Source organism: Streptomyces sp. ISL-94 (genome assembly GCF_018614075.1).
In the GTDB taxonomy this organism is placed as follows: domain Bacteria; phylum Actinomycetota; class Actinomycetes; order Streptomycetales; family Streptomycetaceae; genus Streptomyces.
In genome coordinates this window covers 84,296-104,356 of the sequence record NZ_JAGGOZ010000014.1, presented here as the reverse complement: position 1 = coordinate 104,356, position 20,061 = coordinate 84,296, and the positions used below count along the sequence as shown (strand labels likewise).

The window sequence follows — 20,061 nt, the reverse complement described above, 5'->3', positions numbered from 1 at the left end:
CAACCGAGAACAGGCCCTAGGCCCGTCCTTTCGGATCTTGTCGGCCGAGCCCGCGGTGCCGGCTGCCGTGGGCCTGGCCGACAAGATCCGAAAGAGACGGCTCAGGCGCGGGGCGCCGACCAGCGCATCCCCAGCGCGGTCAGCGCCGCGACCCGCTCCGGGGAGAGGGAACCCGCTCGGGAGCGCTGGTTGGCGATCCAGGCGCCCAGCCGCAGCTCCCGGCCGGCGACCGGCTCGACATGGGTACGGGGCACCCTGAGGTGCCGCTCGCGGGCGTGGAACTGCCGTGCCGCCTCCAGGTGGTCCGCCCACGCGGCGGCGTGGCTCCGGCGCGGCGGCGGGCGTTCCGCCTCCGTCGCCGGGGTCACGCCGAGGGTGTGCTCCAGCAGCCAGCGCTGCGCCCAGGACAGCCGCTCCCAGTTCAGCCGCTGCGCGCGGACCCACGCGCCCAGGTCCTCGCCCTGGACCACCACCTTGCCGGCGCCCAGCGGCAGCCGGCCGCCCCCGTCCAGATGGACCCGGGTCAGGTGGAAGGCCCGCTGCCAGGAGATCTCCCACGCGGGACACCACGAGGCGTCGATGGCCTCCAGGGCCTCCCGGCGCTCCACAGACAGGGCCCCCGGCCCCTCGCGGCGGGCCGCGGCCCGCTGGTTCTTCACCCACACCCCGACCGGCGCGCCGTGCCAGGTGGCATCCGCCGGCGGCAGCAGATGGCCGTGTTCCGCCGCCCACGCGCGGGCCGCCGCCAGTCCTTCCTCGAAGGCCACGTCGAAGTGGCTCCACACCATGCCCAGTTCGTCGAGCCGCGCCACCCGCTCCCGGCCGAGCGCGCCCCGGCGGTACGTGCGCCGTGCGTCCGCGATCCACTGGCCGAGCGGGAACCCCGCCAGCCCGGGCGGCCACGGCCCGCCGGTCGCCGGCACCTTGAAGCCGAACGGCACCTTGAGGTCCCCGGCGGTGGCGGCGTAGATCCGGGCGGCCTCGATCCCGCGCCGCCAGTGCTCGCGCTCCGGATGCAGGACGCGCAGCCGGACGAAGGCGGCCAGCAGCGCCGGATCCCGCGGAGTGGAGAAGCTCAGCAGCGCCTGCGCGCCGGTCCGCACCCCGGAGGCCGCCGGGGCCTCCGGGGGAGCCGTCCGGCTCGGTGCCTGCGGCTGGGCCAGGGACTCCACGAGCCGGGAATCGTGCGCCCGCAGCGCCTCCAGCAGCCGCGCGAGGTCCCCGTACGCCCGCGAGGTGAGCATCGACTCGGGCGTCTCTCCGGGGCCCAGGAGCACCGGCACCACCAGCGAGGCGACCTTCCCCTCCCCGGGCCGGATCCGCAGCGCCCGCCCGACGGCCTGGACGAGGTCGGGCATGGAACCCCGTACGTCGGCCCAGTAGACGGAGTCGCACTCCTTGGTGTCCACGCCCTCGCCCAGCACGCGGACGCTGCCGAGGAAGGCCTTCTCGGCGATCCGGCCGTCCGCGAACGCGCCCAGCACCCGCCGCCGGTGGGCCGCCGAGTGCTGCCCGGACAGCCAGTCCGCCCAGACGGTACGCGGATACACCGGGAAGGGGCTGCGGCTGGTGAGCCGCAGCCGCTTCGCCACCTCCGGCAGCCCGGCCGCGAAGGCCTCCGCCTCCTTGGTCAGGTGGTGGAAGACGAGCGTGCGCCGGAACCCCTCGTGGGCGGCCGCCTTCACCAGCGCCGTCTGGAGGGCCGCCAGCCGCGCCCCGCGCACCGCGTCGGAGCGCCCGTCGCGGCCCAGCAGCACGGCCGACCGGAAGTCCGGATCGGTGACGTCCACGCACACCACCCGGTACGGGGCGCAGATCCCCCGGTCGATGGCCTCGGACAGGGGGAGCGTGTAGCAGCGCGCCCCGAAGGTCCCCCGTGGATCGTCCTCCATGGACGCCACCAGCTCGCCCCGCCCGCGCCGCCCGCTCGCCGCGCTGTCCTCGCCTCCCGCGCTTTCCTCGCCTCCGGCGCTCTCCTCGCCTTCCCCGGCCTCCTCGCCGTCCTGCCAGACCCGGGGCGTGGCCGTCATGTAGAGCCGCCGCAGGGACGGGATCCGGGTGTTGTCGTGCACCACCGCCCAGGGCTTGCCGATCCGCCCGGAGGTCCGGTGCGCCTCGTCGACCACGATCAGGTCCCAGCCCGGGAGCCCCGCCAGATGGGCGCGCTCCAGGGTCCCCAGGCCGAGCGAGGCGTACGTGGCGAACACCGTCACCCGGGCCCCCGACGGGCCGGCCCAGCGGGCCAGTTCGGCCGGATCGGTGGTGGTCGGCACGCCCGCGTCCTCCCCGCGCAGCGAGCAGACGCCGAGGGACCGGCCGGTGCGGCCGCCCTCCCGCCAGGTCGTCGCGGTCTGCACCAGCAGATCCAGGGAGGGCACCAGCACGAGCACCCGACCGGCCCGCAGTTCCTCGGCCGAGCGGACGGCCACCAAGGACTTCCCCGAGCCCGTGGCCATGATCACCTGGGTGCGCAGACCGGTCTCGGGCACCCGGCCGTCGGCGGGCAGCTCCAGTGCCCGCACCACGGCGTCGACTGCCTCGCGCTGATGCGGCCGGAGTTCCTTCCTCCCCTTACGCATGGTCGCCACCCCCGGTGATCAGGTCATTTGCCTCCAGCCCCCATCCTGCCCCGCTTCTGATGCAAAGGGGGGCCGGACCGGCGGGCGGCCTCCAGCCGTCTTCGAGAAACCCTCCGGCCGGGCTGGGGCCGAGGGTCGATCGGGAAGCCTCATCGTGTGATGCAGGTCACATCCGAAGGGTGTCACGTTCGGCGGAGGTGGCTTGTCCCATGAGCATGAACGACACCAAGAACGTACTGCTGGCAGGGGCGAGCGGAGTCCTGGGACGCCACATCGCCGCAGCGCTCACCCGCACCGGATACACCGTGATCGGCCTCGGCCGGGGCGCCGGAGCCGATGTGAGGGCCGACCTGATGAACCGCGACCAGCTGCTCCGCGCGGTCGACGGGCTCAAGGTCGACACGGTCGTGCACGCGGCAACCGCCCTGCGCAAGGCGCCCATGCGGCACAAGGACATGTTCGCCACCGACGACCTGCGACGGATCGGGACCGGCCACCTGATGGAGGCCGCCCGCACCGTCGGCGCCCGCCGCTTCATCGCCGAGTCGATGGTCTTCGGCTACGGATACGGCGACTTCGGCGACCACGTCATCACCGAGGACGCCGACCGGTTCGGCCCGGCCGGGGACCGCGCCGTGGAACGCCACCTCGACGGCATGCGGGTCAAGGAGCGGCTGGTGCTGGGCACCGAGGGCATCGAGGGCATCGCCCTGCGCTTCGGCCTCTTCTACGGCGCCGGGGGTACCGAGGCGCTCGTGGAGATGCTGCGGAAGAAGAGGCTTCCGGCGGTCGCCGACCACGGAAGGGTCCTGCCGTGGGTGGACCTGGCCGACGCCGGCCGGGCCGTCGCCCTGGCCGTCGAAGGCGGCCGGCCGGGGCAGGCGTACAACATCGTGGACGACAGCCCGATGGGCTTCGGCGCACACGTCAGGGCGGTGGCCGAGGCGTTCGGCGCCCCGGAGCCGATGAACGCACCCGCCTGGCTGATGCGCCCCTTCTCCTACGCCTACACGATGGCCACGACGAGCATGCGGGTGTCCAACGCCAAGGCGAAGGCGGAACTGGGGTGGAGCCCGGCCCACGCGAATTGCGTCGACGGGCTGCGCGCTCTGGCCGGACGCTGAGCCGCTCCTTGATCGTTCAGGTTGCGGATGCCACGGTGAGCCGCATGACCGACACAGACACCCGCACGGACACCGACGCCTTCGAGCAGCACCGGCGACTGCTCTTCGCCGCCGCCTACCGGATGCTGGGCAGCGTCGCCGACGCCGAGGACATCGTCCAGGACGCCTGGCTCTCCTGGAACCGGACGGACCGGGCGGCCGTCGAGCACCCCAAGGCCTATCTGGTGCGCACCGTCACCAACCTGAGCCTGAACCGGCTCAAGTCGGCCCAGGTCGTCCGCGAGGCGTACGTCGGCCCGTGGCTCCCCGAGCCCCTCCTCACCTCGCCCGACATCGCGGAGGAGGCCGAATTGGCCGACACCGTCTCGATGGCGGTCCTGGTCGTGCTGGAGACCCTGACCCCGACCGAACGGGCGGTGTTCATGCTCCGGGAGGTCTTCGGGTACACCTACGCGGAAATCGCGGAGGTCATCGGCAAGTCCGAGGTGAGCGTCCGCCAGTCCGCGCACCGCGCCCGCGAGCACGTGCAGGCCCGCCGCCCGCGGTTCACCGCCGAGCCCGCCGAACAGCGCGAGGTCGCCGAGAAGTTCCGCGAGGCCTGCACCGGCGGGGACCTCAACGCCGTGCTCGCCCTCCTCGCCCCCGACGTCGTCTCCTGGTCGGACGGCGGCGGAGTCGTCACCGCCGCCCGCCGTCCGCTGTACGGGCCCGACCACGTCGCCCGCTGGTTCCTCGGCGTCCTGGCCAAGCCCGAGGTTCAGGGCGTCGAGATGCGCCCCGCCGAGATCAACGGCGTGCCGGGCCTGCTCCTGGTGTCCGGCGGAGTGAACGCCGGCGCCCTCACCTTCGAGGCGGTGGACGGGCGGATCACCGCGCTGCGGCTCGCCATCAACCCGGAGAAGCTGCGCGGCATCCAGCGCTGAACCGCACCCGCGAGCCGGTCACCGCGCCCCGAAGTTCTGCGTCCACCAGGGACCGCCCGCGCCCTGGTGGATGCCGACTCCGATGTCCTTGAAGGAGCAGTTGAGGATGTTCGCGCGGTGGCCCGGGCTCTTCATCCAGGAGTCCATGACCGACTGCGGGGTCTGCTGTCCCTTCGCGATGTTCTCCCCGTATGTCGACCACTTGTACCCGGCGGCGGTCGTCCGCCGGCCCGGGTCCGCGCCGTCGGGATTGGTGTGCGAGAAGAAGTCCCGGTTCACCATGTCGTCGGAATGCCGCTGAGCGGCCGTACGCAGCTGCGCGTCCTCCTGGAGCGGACCGCAGCCTGCCGCGGCCCGCTCGGCGTTGACCAGGGCGACGACCTGCCCCGCGGCGCCCTGCGGGGCGGGCGCGGGCGCCGGAGCCGAGGCTCGCGGGGTCGGCGGCGTGCTGCGGGTCCGCGCCGGGGTCGGGCTCGCGGGGGTCGGCGAGGCGGAGGCCGAGGGCGACGGTGAGGCGGAGGGGGAGCCGGAGGGCAAGGGGGAGGCCGGGGGGAGTGCCGACCCGGTCGCCGAGAGCGCGGCCAGCGGAGCAGCCGGCGCCGGACCGCCGTCCTTCGGGCCGGCGGTTCCGGGGAGCGTGCCCAGGTACACCAGCCCGCCGCCCGCGACGCAGGCGGCCAGCACCCCGCCGCCGATGACCCGGCGGCGGTTCTGGCGGCGCCTGCGCAGGGCGCCGCGGCCGCCCTCCGGGGCTGCCTCGATCCGGTGCGAGGCTTCGGCGAAGTCTGCCCCGGTGCCGGTGCCGGTGCCGGCCCCGGTGCCGTCGGGGAAGCCCGCTCCGGTGCCTTCGGCGAAGGCAGAGCCCGCGGGGTCGAAGCCGGCCGCGCCGGCCGTGCGCGCTCCTGCCAGCAGGGCCGCCGAGACCGGTACGAGGGCCAGCCCGGCCAGCAGCCCTTCCGCCGGAACCAGGCCGCTCCACAGGCCGGAGCACCGTACGCACTCACGCGCATGACGGGCTATTCGCTTACGCCACAGAGCCGAGGGGCGGCCGTCCCAGCCCGTCACCACCGCCCGCAGCCCCTCGCACCCCGGCTGCGCGTCCAGGGCCCGCTCCACCACCCGCGCCGATTCCAGCTGCGCCTTCATCCGCTGCACCCGTACGGCCGCGTGCTGCGGGGGCAGTTCCAGCGCGGCGGCCACCTCCGTCCGGGTGAGCTCCCCGGCGCACTCCAGCCACCACAGCGACAGCAGCGCCCGGTCGTCGGGCTCCAGCCAGCGCGTGGCGCGGGCCGTCTCCCGCCGCTGGCCCGCCAGGTTGAGCCGTACGACGGTCAGGTCGACGAAGTCGGCCCCCGGGTCGGCGACCTCGCCGGCCGCCTCCAGCGTGCTCTCGCCGAGGCCGTTCTGCCGGGACTGCCAGTGCGCCCGGACCCGGTTCATCGCGATCGCGACCAGCCAGGACCGGAAGCTGTCGTCGGCGCGCAGGCCGCCCAGCCCGTCGAGCGCCCGCAGCATGGTGTCCTGCACCACGTCGTCCACGTCGCAGGACCCGTTCAGGGCCCGCCCGACGATGTTGTAGACCAGCGGCAGATGGGCGGCGACGAGCTCGTCCTGCGCGCGGGGATCGCCCGCGCGGGCCGCTGCCACCAGCTCTGCCGTGTGCTGAGTACTCATGTGATGATCCCCGTCCGTACCGGCGGTCGATGATGCCCGATGACTGGGAGACCGTCGAGCGGGGCTTGGATAACACTTATCCGGAAGTCGGTTCCCCGGCATCCGGTGTGCCGGCCGGCCCCGGGTAGCGCCGCGCGGAGGCGTCGACTTGGGCGAGCCGGCGCAGGGCGGCCAGCATGGCGTCGCCGAGGACGGTGCCCAGCACCACCCGCTCCACCTTGTCCTCCGCGGCCTCGGCGCGCGCGACGAAGGAGAGGTCGGCGGCTGCGACCTGCTCCGCGGACGCCGCGAACTCGTCCAGGTAGTCCAGATAGTCCCCGAGTCCGACCGCCAGCACGGCGGACGCGGCGGCGGTGAGCGCGACCGCCGGCGCACTGTCGGCCTGGACCTGCCAGCCGCGGCGCGCGATCAGATCCGCTACCAGCGCCCGGGCGCGCTCGCTGTTGGCGGGGTCGGGATCCGGCGCGTAGACGGGGGTGAGCGTGCCGGAGGCGGCGCCGAGCAGCTTGTGGACCGGCCGCTCGCGGTCGTCCACCGCCTCCAGCACCTTGGCGACGGAGGCCAGCGGGAGGCTGCCGACGTCGGTGAGGGCGCGGATCAAGTGCAGCCTGCGGGCGTGCTCTTCGCCGTAGCGGGCCTGGTTGGGGCTGGTCAACTCACCGGCGGGCAGCAGGCCTTCGCGGAGATAGAACTTGATCGTGGGCACTGGCACGCCGCTTACGCGGCTCAACTCTCCCATGCGCAAGGTGAATTCTCTCTTTCGTACGGCCCAGGGGCTTGCGGGTTCGGACGACATTATGGATAGTCGAGCTATCGGATACTGGATAGTGCCGGTATCCACTACGGGGGTGCAAGATGCGTAACCACATCGAAGGATGGCACCGGCCCTTGCTCGTCTTCGCGGCGGCCATGGGTGTGCTCACCCTGGTCACGGGGGCCGGGCTGATCGTCGACGACCGGGTGCTGGTCGGATCGCCGATCTGGCACAAGCCCTTCAAGTTCTCCCTCTCCTTCACCCTTTACGGGCTGACGCTGGCCTGGATGCACTCGCTGCTCACGCGCGGCCGACGGGTCGGCTGGTGGGCGGGCACGGTGGTCGTGGCGGCGAGCGTCATCGAGATGGCGGTGATCGTCGGCCAGGTGGTCCGGGGGAAGCGCAGCCACTTCAACCAGGAAACCCCGCTGGACTCGGCCCTGTTCTCCCTGATGGGGATGACGATCGTCGTGCTGTGGCTGGCCACCCTGGTGATGGCGGTGGTGCTGTGGCGCCAGCCGCTCGCCGACCGGGCCACCAGCTGGGCGATCCGCCTCGGCTCGGTCATCGGACTCGCCGGTCTCGCCGTCGGCTTCCTGATGGTCCGGCCCACGGAGGCGCAGCGCGCGGCGGGAATCTCGGACACGGTCGGCGCGCACAGCGTCGGGGTCCCCGACGGCGGGCCGCACCTGCCGGTCACCGGCTGGGCCGCCACCGGCGGCGACCTGCGGATCGCCCACTTCGTCGGGATGCACGCGCTCCAGCTGCTGCCGCTCCTGGCGCTCGCCCTGACCTTCGCTGCCGGACGGTACGGATGGGCCGCGCGTGCGGCGGTACGGACGCGGCTGGTCGTGGTGGCGGGGGCCGGATACGCCGGTCTGGTGGCCCTGACCACCTGGCAGGCCCTACGGGGCCAGGCGCTGACCTCGCCGGACGGGCTGACGCTGGGTGCGGCGGCGGGTCTGGCGGTGGCGGTGGCGCTGGGTGTGGCCCTCGCGCTGCGGGGCACTGCCGGGGCCCTGGGCGGTGACGAGCCGCAGCGGGAAGCGCGAACCGAGGTGGTCGCGGGGCGCTGATCGCGGGACGGAGGCGGGGGCGGAGGCGGGGGTCCGGGGTTCACAGCAGTGGGGCCAGGGCCTCCGTGGCCGCGCGGAGGGCCGGCGCGTACGCCTCGATCGCCTCGCGGGAGACCAGGAAGGTGACGGTGGTGACGCTGACCCCGCCGATCGGGCGGCCGTCCGCGCCGAGGACCGCGGCGCCGATGCAGCGGATGGCGGCCTCGTTCTCCTCGTCGTCCACGGCGAAGCCCCGCTCGTGGATCTCCGCCAGCTGCGCGCGCAGCGCCGCTGCGGTCGTGAGGGTCCGGGGCGTCCGCGGCGGCAGTCCGGCGGCGGCGATCAGATCCCGCACCTCCTCGGCCGGAAGGTGCGCCAGGATGCTCTTGCCGATCGCCGTCGAGTGCAGCGGCATCTGCATGCCGACCCGGGAAGCCGTCCGGAAGGGCTGGTCGCTCTCCAGCTTCCGGATGTAGGTGATGGTCTCCCCGCTGTGCAGGGCGAGATGGACCGTCTGGCCGGTCGTCTCCCGCAGCTCGCCGAGGATGCGCTCGATGCTCGCCGGCTCCCCACCGCTCACCAGGGCCGACAGCCCGCGCAGCCGGGGCCCCACCCCGTACCGGCTGTCGCCCTCCTGGCGTACGAAGCCCTGCTCGATCAGCGAGGCGAGGATCCGGAAGGTGCTGGACTTGGGCACGGCCGCGGCCACCGTCACCTCGGCGAGCCGGTACGGGCCGCCCGGCGCCGCCACCGCCTCCAGGATGCGCAGGGACTTCTCCAGCGCGGATCCGGCGGCGGAGGTCCGGCCGCCGCGTGAACCTCCGGCCGCTTCCCGCTGCGTTCCGTCCGTTGACACGGGAACTCCCCGACTGTGTAGGGTCTAGACCACCTGGTCCATTACACGCTACTGCGTTCCGCTACGTGGAACAATGGGGGGTCCCTTGTCCTGCCACCCGTACGCCGTGATGGCCGCCCAGCGACTGCTGCCGGTGCTGCGCAGCGCCGACGCCGACGAAGCCGTCCGCCGGACCACCGCCCTGCTCGCCGCCGGCTGCCGCACGGTCGAGCTGACCACCTCCACCCCGGACTGGGCGGACGCCCTCGCCCGTACCGTCCCGCTGACCGACGCGCACGGCCGCCCCGCCCTCATCGGCGTCGGGACGGTGACCACCACCGCCCAGGCCGAGACCGCCCTCGACGCTGGCGCCGGGTTCCTGATCTCCCCGTACCCGGCCCCCGAAGTCCGCGAAGCCGCCGAGCGCCGCGAAGCCGTCTTCGTCGAGGGCGGTTTCACCCCCGGCGAGATCGCGGCCGCCGTCCGCTCGGCGGGCGCTGCCAAGGTGTTCCCGGCCCACGTCGCCGGACCCCGGTTCCTCCGCTCCCTCAAGGCCGTCCTGCCCGATGCCCTCCTCATCCCCACCGGCGGCATCCGCCTCGGGGAGGTCCACGCCTGGCTCGCCGCCGGAGCGGCCGCCGTCGGCATCGGCAGCGGTCTCCCGGCCGACCCCGCCGAACTGGCCGCGGTATTCGCCGGCCTGGCCCGGCCGTGCTGTGCCCGGTGCACCGGCGCCGGCGCGCGGGACCCGCGGTGAGCGGAGGGTACGACGTCCTCGTCCTCGGCGAGGTACTCGTCGAGATCCACGCGGGCGCCGCCCTGCGCGACGCCGCCGACGGCACACCGGCCCGCCTCTCCTACTCCGGGGACGCCCTGAACGCGGCGGCGGCCGCCGCGGCCGCCGGAGCCCGCACCGCCCTGCTCGCCGTCGTCGGCGACGACGACCTCAGCGTCCCGCTGCTGCGGCGCGCCGCCGAACTGGGCGTCGACGTCTCCCACGTGCGCCGCGCCCCGCACCCCAACGGCGCCTACCTGCTCTCCGCCGACACCGGCGGAGACCGCGAGTTCGTCTACTGGCGCACCCGCAGCGCCGGCTCGACCCTCGCGCCCCGGCACGTCGAGTCCTGGCGCGCGCTGCTGACGGGCTCCGCCGCGCTCATCACCAGCGGCATCACCGGTGCCCTCTCGCCGAGCAGCCGCGAGGCCGTGGCGGCCGCCGCCCGCCTCGTCCACGGGGCCGGCGGGCACCTCTCGTACGACCCCAACTTCCGCCCTGGGCTGACCGGCCGCGCCGCGGCCCGGGAACTGCTGGCCGAGATCGCACCCCTGACCGGGCTGCTCAAGACCTCCTGCCCCGCCGACGCCCTGGCGCTGGTGGACACCGACGACCCGCCCACCGCCGCCGCCCGCTACCGCGCGCTCGGCGCCCGTACGGTCGCGGTCACCGCGGGCGCCGGCCGGCTGCTGCTCGACGACGGGACGCGGGCGGCGTACCACCCCGTGCCCGCCAACCCCGCCCCCGTCGACGCGACCGGGGCGGGCGACTGCTTCATCGGCACGGCCACCGCCCGGCTCGCCCTGGGCGACAGCCTGGCGGACGCCGTGGCCCTCGGCATGGCGGCCGCCTCCCTCTCCGTCTCCGGCCGCGGCGGCACCGGCCGCGTCCCCGCCTTCGCGGAGACGGCGGCCCTGGCCGCCGCGCACCGCCGCCGGTGGGCTAAAGGGAGTTGAGCAGCGCGATCTCCTCGGAGTTCAGGCGCAGGGCCCCCGCGGCGATGTTCTCGGCGAGGTGGTCCGGGTTCCCCGTGCCGGGGATCGCCAGGACGTGCGGACCGCGGTTCAGCGTCCAGGCGAGGCGCAGCTGGGCGACGGACACCCCGTGGATCTCGGCGAGGGCGCGCACGCGTTCGCCGTCGTCCCCGGCAGCCCCCGCCTCCTTGCCCGCGCCGGCGATGGCGAAGAAGGGCACGAAGGCGACGCCCTGCTCCCCGCACGCGTCGACGAAGGCGTGCTCCTCGGCCGGCGAGCCGATCCCGTACGGGTTCTGCACGCACACGACCGGCGCGATGGCCTGCGCCTCGGCGAGGTGGTGGGCGGCGACGTTGGAGATTCCGAGGTGCCGGATGAGCCCGGCCGTGCGGAGCTCGGCGAGCGCCCCGAAGTGCTCGGCGAGCGAGGTGCCGGCCGCCGGGGACGGAAGGCGCAGGTTGACCACGTCGAGGTGGTCCCGGCCCAGCTGGCGCAGATTCTCCTCGACCTGCCCGCGCAGCTGCCCCGGCTCGGCCCAGTAGAAGGCACCGGACGGATCGCGGCCCGGCCCGACCTTGGTGGTGATCACCAGATCGTCGGCGTACGGCGCGAGCGCACTGTTGATCAGCTCGTTGGCGGAGCGCAGCGGGGAGAAGTAGAAGGAGGCGGTGTCGATGTGGTTCACGCCGAGCTCGACGGCCCGGCGCAGCACGCCGATCGCCCGGCCGCGATCGCTCGCGGCCGCGTCGGCGGCGAACGCCGCCCCGCTGCTCTGCGGCAGGCGCATCGCGCCGAAACCCATCCGGTTGACGGTCGGGTCGCCGAGCGTCCAGGTGCCGGCCGCGGCCGCGGTGATCGTTTCTGCAGTCATTCCGAGACCGTACCCGGCTCGTTGACCCACCCCGCGGCCAGCACCAGCCGGGAGGTCCGGTGGACGGCCACGAAGCCGAAGGGCCGGTGGAAGTGCACCTCGGCCCGGCGGGCCCGGCAGCGCTCACGCGGCGCCGCGCCGGCGGCCCGCGGCGCGATGGCGGTGACGGCTGCGGCTTCAAAGCCCGCCGCGTGGAAGCGGGCCATCGCCGACTGCCGGGCCGAACCGATCGCCAGCGGCTCGGAACTGATACCGGGGAAGTGCCCGAAGTCCGCGTCCGAGGCGGTCTCCAGCCCGAACAGCGGGGCGTGGTCGAGCAGGTCGTGCTCGGCGAGCAGGGAGAAGGGCACGGTGGTGAGGAGCAGCAGCGGTCGGGGTGAGTGCGCTTCCACGGTGCTGACCGCCAGCCCTGGACCCGGATTCCCTTCGGGGAGTGCGCTGCCGCTGACGGACGGGACGGCTCCGGTTACGGCCGCGATACCCGTGTCCAGCACGCCGGCGGGCAGCGCCTCCGGTTCGCCGAGGAGCAGATGCACGTCCACGTCCCCGGTGCCGGTCACCTCCACGGCTGTGACGGGTCCGGCCGGGCCCCGGGCCACCCGCACGCCGTCCAGCGAGGCGGTGGTGCGTATGAGCCACCGCAGAATCCGCCCCGCCCACGGGCCCTCGGGCGCCGGACCGGCCATCTCCCGGAAGGGCTCCGCCCACGTCAGCCGGAGCGCGAGCGCCGACGCGAGGACGAGCCGCGTGTCCTCGCGGAGGGCAACCGGCATGCGCTCGATCAGGCCGCCCGTCCGGTCCGACGCCCACGCGTCCAGCGCCTTGCGGTCGGTGTCCTCCTCGCCCGTGAGCGTGCCCCGGGCGCCCGCCGGGAGCTTCGCCGACCAGTCCTCCTCCAGGGGGAGGCCGGCCTTGGCCCAGAGCCCGGTCGCCGTCTGAAGACCTCGTACGTCGGCCAGCGCGGCCAGCAGTTCCCGTGCGGCTCCGGCCGCGGCGTCGGCGAGTATCCCTAGCGCCTCCGCCAGTTCGGCGCGGGCCGGGCCGCCGGATCCGTCCGCGAGCAGGGCGAGCAGCGGCCAGACCCCGGCCGCGGTGAACGCCGTGTCCGTGCCTCCCGCGGGGGGCTGCGCGGCGGCCCAGCGCTTCGTGAGGCGGTTGACCGCCCGTACCGTCGAGTTCCTCATGCGCGTGAGCGTATGTGGTGGGACGCCGCCGGGCCGGATCGTTGTCCGCGGCCCGGCGGCGCCGGTCGGGGGGCGGGGGGTTGGGGCTGAGCCCGGGGCTGGGCCGGGCCTTGGGCGGCCGGTCAGCGGCCGCGCAGGCCCCGGTCGACGGCCGTCATCAGTTCGCCGTCGGCGGTGTCCGCGTCCAGCGACCAGAACATCGCGCCGCCCAAGCCCTGTTCGCGGATGTAGACGGTCTTGGCGCGCAGTACCTGCGGATCGTCGTACGTCCACAGGGTGGCGCCGTCGAACAGCCACGCGTGCCCGCCCCGCCGGTCGCGGTGGACCTGGTACGCCCCGGAGTCGGCCAGCTTCTTCAGCGCCTTGTAGTCCTCGTACCCGGCGGCCCAGGTGGCGGGCGCCGGGCCCGTGGCGGGCTGCCCCATGCCGTCCCCGCCGCCGCTGACGCCCGTCCAGCCCTGCCCGTAGAACGGCATGCCCACCACCAGCTTGTGCGCGGGTGCGCCGCGCCGCTTCCAGGCGTCCACCGTGCCGTCGACGCTGAAGTCGCCGCGGGCGTAGAGCGCCGACTGCTGGGCGGTGGTGGCCTCGCCCGACACGTGGAAGTCGTAGCCCTGGAGGTTCACGAAGTCGAGGTCGCGCATGATCCGGCGGACGTCGAAGCCCGCGTCGATCTTGGCGGGGGCGGTCGGGACGAAGGCCGTCAGATCGTACTTCGCCTTCGGCTGCCGGGTGCGCGCGTACGCGTCGAGCTGCGTGCGGAACTCCTTGACGAGCTCGGCGAAGTTGCGCTTGTCCTCCGGCCGGAACTTCGTTTCGGTGTCACCGGCCGAACCGGGCCACTCCCAGTCGAGGTCGATCCCGTCGAAGAGGCCCGCGGCCGCGCCCGCGCCGCCGCGGGTGCCGTCCTGCGGCAGATTGCCCTTGATGTAGAGGTCGATGCAGGACTCGACGAAGGCCTTGCGGGAGGCGGGGGTGAGGGCGGCGTCCGAGAAGTGCGTGGACCAGCTCCAGCCGCCCAGCGAGATCAGCACCTTGAGGCCGGGGTGTTTGGCCTTGAGCTCGCGCAGCTGGTTGAAGTTGCCGGCGAGCGGCTGCGCCCAGGTGTCGGCGACCCCGTCGACGGAGTTCTCGGCGTCCAGCGGGCGGACGTAGTCGGCCCAGGCGTCGGCCTCGCCCGGCACGTTGCCGGTGAAGCACTTGCCTTCGGGACTGACATTGCCGAAGGCGTAGTTGATGTGGGTGAGCTTGCCGGCGTCGCCGTTCGCCTCCAGGTCCTGGACCTGGAAGTCCCTTCCGTAGACGCCCCATTGGGTGAAGTAGCCGACCTTCTTGTACGAGCGGTCGTGGCCGCCCCCCGCGTCGCCGTGCGCGCCGGCGGCGGGCGCGAAAGCGGTCAGCAGGGAGAGGGAGCAGGCGGCGACGGCCAGCCTGCCGAGCATGCTGCGGCGCATGGGCTTCCTTTGCGGATGCGGGAGTGAGGCGTGAGCGCGTGCGCGGTGCATGCCGGAAACTATTGGTCTGGACCAGAGCGGTCAAGGGGGCGGCCGCCGAAAATGCCGACCGCAGGGAGTGGGGGCCGGCGGCCTGGCGTGACCTAGTCCCGGACTTCGCAGGTCACCCGATCGTGAAGATCAACCGGTCGCGATCGGTCGCCATCGGATAGTTGACGCCGTGCGGTCTGTCACGGCTGGGCCAACGCGGCCGAGATCGGCCAACGATCTTGAGTTGAGGCGTTCCTAACGGGTGACCTGCGAAGTACGGGCCTAGTGCTGTGGGAGGCTCCACTGGCCGACGTCGTCGGCGAGGCCGCCGTTCAGGGCGAACTGGACGGCTGCCGGTACGGCGCCCTCGGGAAGCCGGAAGGTGACGTGGCCGTCGGCGGCGCCGCCGGGGCTGAGCGTGACGGTGTCGGGGAAGGAGTTCCCGGCCGTGGTGGCGGTGTTGAGACCGGCGAACCGCTGCCCGGAAGTGTCCAGCAGGTGTGCGGCCGGGGCGGGGGAGTCCTTGTACACGGCGGTCCCGGTGTTCTCCAGGCGGAACCGCACCGCGACCAGCCGGGTCGAGGCGTCGGGCGCCGGGCCCGCGGGGTCGGCCGGAAGGGCCGGGTCGACCACGCGCACCAGGGTCACGTCGAGCCGCTGGCCGGGCTCGGTGCCGGAGAGGGAGACGGTCTCGCCGGACCCGGCGGGGGCCGCGCCCAGCAGGGCGGGGATGAGGAGTACGAGAGCGGCGAGGGCTGCCCGGCGGCGCTCCGGACGCCGGCGCGGCTGCCGGCCCAGCGGCGGCCGGGGGAGCCGCGGGTCATGACCGCGGGGCGCCTCCGCTGCGTGGCGTACCCGGCGGAGGCGGCAGGGCATGTCGGAACCGCCCGATCCACGGATCACCCTGCCCACGATCCTCCCCGGCCCCGGGTCGCGCCAGCCCCGCCACCCCCGCCACCCGAGCCGCCCGCGGTCCCGGCGGATCGCCACCGACGGGCGCCGGCACTGTCCAGACACTGCCTCCTGGAGTTCCTGCACGGCGGTCAACTGTCCACCGCACGGTTGCTGCTGTCTCGCGGAGTGGACGGCGGCTGGATCGGTCGCTGCGCACAAAACCTGCTGGACACTGCGCTGACCAGCAGAAATGGCGCTCTCGTCGACTGGCCCCGGGCCTGCGGCGCTCACACCCGCTCCAAATTTCCACCCACTTGATCCACGAAATCAGTGGATCTTCGGCCCGCCCCATGCCATGGTTGGTCCCACCGAAGGGGTGTAGCTCAGCTGGTCAGAGCGCTGGTCTCCAAAACCAGATGTCGTAGGTTCGAATCCTGCCACCCCTGCCATTTTGAACAGCACGTTTGCGGAGAACGCCCAGGTGAGAGCCCTTCTCTCGTCTGGGCGTTGCTGTTTTCTCGGAACCTGCTGGTGGTCTGCTGGAACCTGATGGAAGGCTGCAAGGTGGGCCGCATCCCCTAAAAGTCCCCTACGGGGATCCGTGAAAGTGCGCTGGTCACGAACGCATACGGAGCGGCCCCCCTCGGTTTCCGCGAGGGGGGCCGCCCTGTGCCGGGTACGAGGCGATGGCCCCACCACCTCCAGGCGCCCGGCACGTCTGAGGGGCCTCGTCTGGGAGGTGCCCCGCGTCAATCGGCCGCCGCTCTATCGGCCGACCGATCCACCAAGATCATAAAGTGCTTCAATTTTGCTGCTGACAAGTTGATCTTGTTGAGCTGACCTGAGCTGGTGCCAGCCGATCAAGATCAATGGATTCGCGAGGCTCAGGTAGAACTGGGCGACCGCGTCCGCGTCGCCCGCCTCCACGAGAACCTCACCCAGGAGCGGCTGGCCGAGCGCGCCGGCATCGATCGGTCCACCATCCAGCGCATCGAGCGAGGCACCACGGACGCCAAGTTCAGCAACCTCCTGCGCATCGCCTGCGTCCTCCGGGTCTCGGTGAAGAGCTTGCTACCGCCAAACGCATAGAGACCTTTCGGCCACTCAGCGCGATTGCCCCAGTCTGCCTGCCCCATGCACCGAGCGCCATGGGCTTCGCAGATATATGCACGTGCGGCCGCGAGCCACCTGCGCAAACGCCGCCAACAGGCATCACCTGACGGACAGTTCACTGACCTATACTCGAACGCCCGTGCGAAACTTAATTTAAGTGAACACTACCGGACTGGCGGGTTCCCGCTCCTCCCGGCCGCCGCCGCAGTCAGGAGGAGCGGGAGCTCAGGTGCGGCGCGCTCGGCGCCGCAGGGCGCTCGCCACGATCGGGCTGCATTCGGGATCGCGGGGTGAGTGCTCCATGTCGTCAGGTCGCACGCCACTTGCCGAGTGACGAATGACCCGTACCGGATCCGCTGCGATGGGCTGCTGGCAAAGGCGGCAGATGGGCCGCGCGCGATGCTCGTCGCACTTCACGATCAGCCATTCCTTGCCGGCCTCGGTGGTGACGGCGCCTGCGGGGTGAAGGGCAGTGTTGACGGCGCCGCAGTCCCAGCACGCCTCGCCGTGGAGGCGGGCGATGCTGACGCCGTCGAGGGCAGGGTCTGTCATAGCCCCTCCGATCTGCTGTGGTGTGGGCACAGCCAGATCATGGACCGCTGGGATGGGCACAACTGCTACATCGTGTAGCGGTTTTCAGAGCACCCCGATCCACTCGGCGTAGGCGGTCAGGCTTTCGGCGTCGGCCCGCTTGAGCCTGCGGATCGTCTCGATGTCCTCGCGAGCCCAGGGGTGCTCGCGGACGGCCTGCGGGGCCAGTCGACGGGCCACCTTCAGGGACTCGAATGCGTCGTCCGGGCGGCCGGCCCACAGCTGGGCCCGACCGAGCTCGACGTAGAAGCCGCTGCGGCGTTCCGCGGGGATCTCCTCGCCGGGCTTCCACTCCTTGGCCACGGCCAGGGCGTCGCCCACGTGCTCGCCGCCGAGGCTGACCGCTACAGCGACTTCATGGATGCGGACCGAGGAAGGGCCTACCGCCGTACCCAGGTAGATGCCCTCGGTCAGGTCGTTGGAGAGAGTGCGCGCGTGCTGCAGGTGGTCGTGTGCGGCGTCCGCATTCTGGGCTCGGGCGGCGACGACCGCGGTTCGCATGTGGAGTGCTGCCTGGGCTGCTGCGGCCTCGGGGCTGACGGGATGCGGTCCTGCGTCGATGGCTGCCTCGAGGGCTTTCTGTCCGACGCGGTAGGCGCGGGCGGCGAGGAAAGTCTCGGCGCCGGTGTAGGCGACTGAGGCCTGCAGGATGGCGTCGCCGGTCTGGGCGGCGGCCCACCGCATGACGTCGATCAGGCGGGCTGAGAGGTCTCGGGAACCGTGCTTGTAGGCGACCGCGTCGGCGGTCCGGGCTGCCGAGACGACCAGCGCGGCAGCCGCGGCCCGGCCAGCCGCATCGGCGGCGTGCAGGTGCTGGAGCGCGGACGTGAGTATCGCCGGGATCGTGGAGGCGATCTTTCCGTACTGGGCTGCGAGCCTCCAGGTGACCGCGGCGGCGAGCTCCTCGCGTAGCTGGCCCAGCAGAATGGTGGGTGGGTCCAAGGGGATGTCGTAGCCGGCGATGGCGGCCGAGATTTCGGGGAGTGCCGCCCGGACGCGTAGCGCGGTACCGGTGTAACCGGAGGTGAGCCGAGACGCGTCTACCCCGAGGGCTCCAGCCAGGGCTTCCAGGCTGGTGTCGCTGGGGCCGCGGGCGCCTCGCTCTATGGCGCGGACCATGGCGTAGGACAGCCCTGCTGCCGTGGCCAGGTCTTCCTGAGTCATGCGGGCGGCTCTGCGGCGGGCTGCGATGCGCTGCCCGATCTGGTGGGTGTCCGCGACCACGGAGTGCTCCGTTCAGGCTGGTGGTCGCACGCTACCGGGCCCGGTCAGTGTGGACTGGCCTTTCCCTGAGACGGGTTGACGAGGTGGGGGATGTCGAGCAGGGAGTCGATGGAATAGTCGGCGTCCTGCTGCACAGTCTCGTCGTCGGCCCACCAGTAGCCCCACGGCCCGCGGCGCAGGTGCGCGGTCAGCAGCCCGGCAGCGGCGGCGGGGAAGATGTCGTTCTGCGGGTGATCGCCAACGTACAGCGTCTGATCTGCGGGGGCCTGGGCAGCACCTATGACCTGATGAAAGAAGTCGGGGCTGGGCTTGGCGACGCCCCAGTCGGCGGATGTTACGACGAGGTCCGCGGGCAGCTGCAGGGCGCGGAGCAGGCTCCCCATTTTGGTGCTCTGGTTCCCGGCGATCACGACACGAATGCCCATGTCCTGCAGGGTGGCGAGGGCGGGTCGGACGTCGTCGTACAGGTCGGTTTCGTTGAGCTGTTCGCCGCGGCCGGCGGCCTCGCGGGCAGCGTACTCGGCGGTGACGTCGATGCCGGGCTTCAGTAGGCGGAGGGCGTCCGCGTTGTCGCGGCCATCGACGACCACGGCGCCGACTAGCGCGGAGAGGGTGTGCCGGGGGACGTCGAGCCAGTCCGCCCAGCTCGCCCAGTAGCGGTCGTCTTTGGTGAGTGTCTCGCCGACGTCCAGCACGACAGTCCGAATCATGTCGGCAAGCCTACGGCGCTGTGGGTGTGGCCCGATATCCTGTGCGACATGTCCCCCACCTCATCCGACCGTGGCACTGCGCGCCCTGCGGCCGAGGTCAACGCCCACATCCGGGCCCTCGTGGCAGCCGGTGGCGCAGGGGCGCCCGAGTATCAGCAGCTGCTCGAGGAGTGGCAGGCGGCGATCCACACCGAGGTCGAACCCGCGGCCTGACATGCCGCCGCCCCGCCGGGCGCTGTCCCCGGGATCGGGGTCCGGTGGGGCGGGATCGAGCAGCTGCAGCCCGCAGCATCCCCGCAAGGTAGGAGTGCCTGCGGATGATGCGATGAGCGTATCGCTGGCCACTGACAACGGCGGCTCTCTCCAGCGGTAGACTCGAACACGTGTCCGATAATTCCGCTCCTCGTCTCGACCTGCTCCGGTTCCTGGAGAAGGTGCAGCTGCGCGACCTGGAGCGAACCCGCGGCTGGATCGTGGCCGAGGAGCAGCGCCTGACCGAGCAGGCCGCGCGCTTGCCGCAGGCCCCGCCGCCGGACTGGGAGCTGGAGACCGACCTCGGCCGGCACCCCGTCCGGGTCCACGCCGGCGGCTGCACCATGGGCGGCAAGGGCTGGCGGATGCGGCCGATCAGCCGGCAGGCGGCCCTGCGCGCGCTCGGCGTCGACAAGATTCCGCCGTGCCCGTACTGCAGCCCCGACACCCTGCTCGGCGTGCTGGACTGACGTAGGTGCTACATGGCTTCGCGTTCCTCGCGGATGTCGCTGACGCTGGCGAGGAGGGTGCCTTCCGACTGCTCGTAGTGGGACAGGGCCAGGCCGAGCCCGAAGAAGGTGGGGGCCCATTCGCCCACGAAGATTCCCCACCGGTCAGCGCGATCGAGGCCGGCACCCGGCTCGGCCTTGAGTGACGTCACCCATGTGGCGATGGAAAGACCGATCGAGGCGAACGCTGCCATGTACGCGTGCTCGCTACGCATGCCCATCTCGTGCAGCTTCTTGATCATGGCTATCCCTGGTGTGTGAGGGGTCAGGATCTCCTTCAGGTTCACCCGGCTGGCGCGTGTGCGCAATCCGGCGGTGTGGCGTTCCTGCGGCGGGCTGGCTGGGAGGGCGAGGCTCACTACCCGTGGCGTAGGCGCGCGACAACCCTCCCGTGGGGAGCCGGGAGGGCGACGGGCCCGGGATGGTCCGGAGCCACACCATACGCACGGGCCGACTGCGGTCGGTAGGCATATGACAGGGGAAGTTCCGGATACGCAAGAGCCCCCGCCCGAAGGCGGGGGCTTCAGTGCGACAGG

Annotated in this window: 20 protein-coding genes and 1 tRNA gene; 10 read left to right on the top strand and 11 right to left on the bottom strand. The window is 72.8% G+C overall.

Translation table 11 applies throughout. The annotated features are described in order from the left end of the window. Window positions 1-101: 101 nt before the first annotated feature. Complete coding sequence (locus tag J7E94_RS05235) at window positions 102-2,579, bottom strand: DEAD/DEAH box helicase (protein WP_215012739.1); 2,478 nt, start codon at window positions 2,577-2,579, stop codon at window positions 102-104. Between the two features lie 209 nt (window positions 2,580-2,788). On the opposite strand from J7E94_RS05235, the gene J7E94_RS05230 reads away from it, so the two are divergent. Together J7E94_RS05230 and J7E94_RS05225 are read left to right on the top strand one after the other, a co-directional pair. Then, window positions 2,789-3,703, top strand: a complete 915-nt coding sequence (locus J7E94_RS05230) for an NAD(P)-dependent oxidoreductase (RefSeq protein WP_215012737.1) — start codon at window positions 2,789-2,791, stop codon at window positions 3,701-3,703. A 44-nt stretch (window positions 3,704-3,747) separates the two neighbouring features. Continuing rightward, window positions 3,748-4,626, top strand: a complete 879-nt coding sequence (locus tag J7E94_RS05225; RefSeq protein ID WP_215012735.1) for an RNA polymerase sigma-70 factor — start codon at window positions 3,748-3,750, stop codon at window positions 4,624-4,626. Window positions 4,627-4,644: 18 nt separating this feature from the next. On the opposite strand, the gene J7E94_RS05220 is transcribed toward J7E94_RS05225, so the two are convergent. Beyond that, window positions 4,645-6,300, bottom strand: a complete 1,656-nt coding sequence (locus J7E94_RS05220) for a sigma-70 family RNA polymerase sigma factor (protein WP_215012733.1) — start codon at window positions 6,298-6,300, stop codon at window positions 4,645-4,647. A 76-nt stretch (window positions 6,301-6,376) separates the two neighbouring features. After that, window positions 6,377-7,039: a MerR family transcriptional regulator gene (locus tag J7E94_RS05215; RefSeq protein ID WP_215012731.1), complete on the bottom strand. Its 663-nt coding sequence runs from the start codon at window positions 7,037-7,039 to the stop codon at window positions 6,377-6,379. A 116-nt stretch (window positions 7,040-7,155) separates the two neighbouring features. Between J7E94_RS05215 and J7E94_RS05210 the strand changes: the two genes are divergently transcribed. Continuing rightward, a complete protein-coding gene (locus J7E94_RS05210; RefSeq protein WP_251056151.1) occupies window positions 7,156-8,130 on the top strand; it encodes a hypothetical protein in 975 nt (324 codons plus the stop codon). Window positions 8,131-8,170: 40 nt separating this feature from the next. Here the strand turns inward: J7E94_RS05210 and J7E94_RS05205 are convergent, their stop codons facing one another. Continuing rightward, window positions 8,171-8,965 (bottom strand): IclR family transcriptional regulator, encoded by a 795-nt coding sequence (locus J7E94_RS05205; protein WP_215012729.1) that lies wholly within the window; start codon window positions 8,963-8,965, stop codon window positions 8,171-8,173. Between the two features lie 85 nt (window positions 8,966-9,050). On the opposite strand from J7E94_RS05205, the gene J7E94_RS05200 reads away from it, so the two are divergent. Both J7E94_RS05200 and J7E94_RS05195 read left to right on the top strand, forming a co-directional pair. Next, window positions 9,051-9,701 (top strand): bifunctional 4-hydroxy-2-oxoglutarate aldolase/2-dehydro-3-deoxy-phosphogluconate aldolase, encoded by a 651-nt coding sequence (locus tag J7E94_RS05200; RefSeq protein WP_251056150.1) that lies wholly within the window; start codon window positions 9,051-9,053, stop codon window positions 9,699-9,701. Beyond that, complete coding sequence (locus tag J7E94_RS05195) at window positions 9,698-10,675, top strand: PfkB family carbohydrate kinase (protein WP_215012727.1); 978 nt, start codon at window positions 9,698-9,700, stop codon at window positions 10,673-10,675. The genes J7E94_RS05200 and J7E94_RS05195 overlap by 4 nt, the downstream gene beginning before the upstream one ends. On the opposite strand, the gene J7E94_RS05190 is transcribed toward J7E94_RS05195, so the two are convergent. The 4 genes from J7E94_RS05190 to J7E94_RS05175 form a co-directional block, all read right to left on the bottom strand. Then, window positions 10,662-11,564, bottom strand: a complete 903-nt coding sequence (locus J7E94_RS05190; protein WP_215012725.1) for an aldo/keto reductase — start codon at window positions 11,562-11,564, stop codon at window positions 10,662-10,664. The genes J7E94_RS05195 and J7E94_RS05190 overlap by 14 nt on opposite strands. Next, window positions 11,561-12,748: a serpin family protein gene (locus J7E94_RS05185; protein ID WP_215012723.1), complete on the bottom strand. Its 1,188-nt coding sequence runs from the start codon at window positions 12,746-12,748 to the stop codon at window positions 11,561-11,563. Before J7E94_RS05185 ends, J7E94_RS05190 begins: the two co-directional genes overlap by 4 nt. A 122-nt stretch (window positions 12,749-12,870) precedes the next feature. Next, window positions 12,871-14,202, bottom strand: a complete 1,332-nt coding sequence (locus tag J7E94_RS05180; protein WP_215012721.1) for a glycoside hydrolase family 18 protein — start codon at window positions 14,200-14,202, stop codon at window positions 12,871-12,873. 312 nt (window positions 14,203-14,514) lie between these two features. Further along, complete coding sequence (locus tag J7E94_RS05175; protein ID WP_215012719.1) at window positions 14,515-15,135, bottom strand: DUF4352 domain-containing protein; 621 nt, start codon at window positions 15,133-15,135, stop codon at window positions 14,515-14,517. A gap of 363 nt (window positions 15,136-15,498) precedes the next feature. On the opposite strand from J7E94_RS05175, the gene J7E94_RS05170 reads away from it, so the two are divergent. From J7E94_RS05170 to J7E94_RS05160, 3 genes are all read left to right on the top strand, one after another. Then, a tRNA-Trp gene (locus J7E94_RS05170) sits at window positions 15,499-15,575 on the top strand. Between the two features lie 400 nt (window positions 15,576-15,975). Further along, complete coding sequence (locus J7E94_RS05165; RefSeq protein WP_308344576.1) at window positions 15,976-16,215, top strand: helix-turn-helix transcriptional regulator; 240 nt, start codon at window positions 15,976-15,978, stop codon at window positions 16,213-16,215. A 354-nt stretch (window positions 16,216-16,569) separates the two neighbouring features. Further along, the gene (locus J7E94_RS05160) at window positions 16,570-16,869 is read left to right on the top strand and encodes a hypothetical protein (RefSeq protein ID WP_215012717.1); all 300 of its coding nucleotides are present in this window, start codon (window positions 16,570-16,572) and stop codon (window positions 16,867-16,869) included. Window positions 16,870-16,875: 6 nt separating this feature from the next. Here the strand turns inward: J7E94_RS05160 and J7E94_RS05155 are convergent, their stop codons facing one another. Further along, entirely contained in the window at window positions 16,876-18,054 is a 1,179-nt protein-coding gene (locus J7E94_RS05155; protein ID WP_215012715.1) for a helix-turn-helix domain-containing protein, read from the bottom strand. A 44-nt stretch (window positions 18,055-18,098) separates the two neighbouring features. After that, the gene (locus J7E94_RS05150) at window positions 18,099-18,764 is read right to left on the bottom strand and encodes an HAD family hydrolase (protein WP_215012713.1); all 666 of its coding nucleotides are present in this window, start codon (window positions 18,762-18,764) and stop codon (window positions 18,099-18,101) included. A gap of 48 nt (window positions 18,765-18,812) precedes the next feature. On the opposite strand from J7E94_RS05150, the gene J7E94_RS05145 reads away from it, so the two are divergent. Together J7E94_RS05145 and J7E94_RS35590 are read left to right on the top strand one after the other, a co-directional pair. Further along, on the top strand, window positions 18,813-18,977 hold the full coding sequence (locus J7E94_RS05145) for a hypothetical protein (protein ID WP_215012711.1): 165 nt from the start codon (window positions 18,813-18,815) through the stop codon (window positions 18,975-18,977). 170 nt (window positions 18,978-19,147) lie between these two features. After that, window positions 19,148-19,486 (top strand): DUF6233 domain-containing protein, encoded by a 339-nt coding sequence (locus J7E94_RS35590; protein ID WP_215012709.1) that lies wholly within the window; start codon window positions 19,148-19,150, stop codon window positions 19,484-19,486. Window positions 19,487-19,494: 8 nt separating this feature from the next. Here the strand turns inward: J7E94_RS35590 and J7E94_RS05135 are convergent, their stop codons facing one another. Beyond that, a complete protein-coding gene (locus J7E94_RS05135) occupies window positions 19,495-19,767 on the bottom strand; it encodes a hypothetical protein (RefSeq protein ID WP_215012751.1) in 273 nt (90 codons plus the stop codon). Window positions 19,768-20,061: the final 294 nt, after the last annotated feature.

What these genes read in the sequence shown, in the direction of transcription:
- J7E94_RS05235 (WP_215012739.1), bottom strand. Translation starts at nt 2,579, where the DNA reads ATGCGTAAGGGGAGGAAGGAACTCCGGCCGCATCAGCGCGAGGCAGTC.
- J7E94_RS05230 (WP_215012737.1), top strand. Translation starts at nt 2,789, where the DNA reads ATGAGCATGAACGACACCAAGAACGTACTGCTGGCAGGGGCGAGCGGA.
- J7E94_RS05225 (WP_215012735.1), top strand. Translation starts at nt 3,748, where the DNA reads ATGACCGACACAGACACCCGCACGGACACCGACGCCTTCGAGCAGCAC.
- J7E94_RS05220 (WP_215012733.1), bottom strand. Translation starts at nt 6,300, where the DNA reads ATGAGTACTCAGCACACGGCAGAGCTGGTGGCAGCGGCCCGCGCGGGC.
- J7E94_RS05215 (WP_215012731.1), bottom strand. Translation starts at nt 7,039, where the DNA reads ATGGGAGAGTTGAGCCGCGTAAGCGGCGTGCCAGTGCCCACGATCAAG.
- J7E94_RS05210 (WP_251056151.1), top strand. Translation starts at nt 7,156, where the DNA reads ATGCGTAACCACATCGAAGGATGGCACCGGCCCTTGCTCGTCTTCGCG.
- J7E94_RS05190 (WP_215012725.1), bottom strand. Translation starts at nt 11,564, where the DNA reads ATGACTGCAGAAACGATCACCGCGGCCGCGGCCGGCACCTGGACGCTC.
- J7E94_RS05185 (WP_215012723.1), bottom strand. Translation starts at nt 12,748, where the DNA reads ATGAGGAACTCGACGGTACGGGCGGTCAACCGCCTCACGAAGCGCTGG.
- J7E94_RS05180 (WP_215012721.1), bottom strand. Translation starts at nt 14,202, where the DNA reads ATGCGCCGCAGCATGCTCGGCAGGCTGGCCGTCGCCGCCTGCTCCCTC.
- J7E94_RS05150 (WP_215012713.1), bottom strand. Translation starts at nt 18,764, where the DNA reads ATGATTCGGACTGTCGTGCTGGACGTCGGCGAGACACTCACCAAAGAC.
- J7E94_RS05145 (WP_215012711.1), top strand. Translation starts at nt 18,813, where the DNA reads ATGTCCCCCACCTCATCCGACCGTGGCACTGCGCGCCCTGCGGCCGAG.
- J7E94_RS05135 (WP_215012751.1), bottom strand. Translation starts at nt 19,767, where the DNA reads ATGATCAAGAAGCTGCACGAGATGGGCATGCGTAGCGAGCACGCGTAC.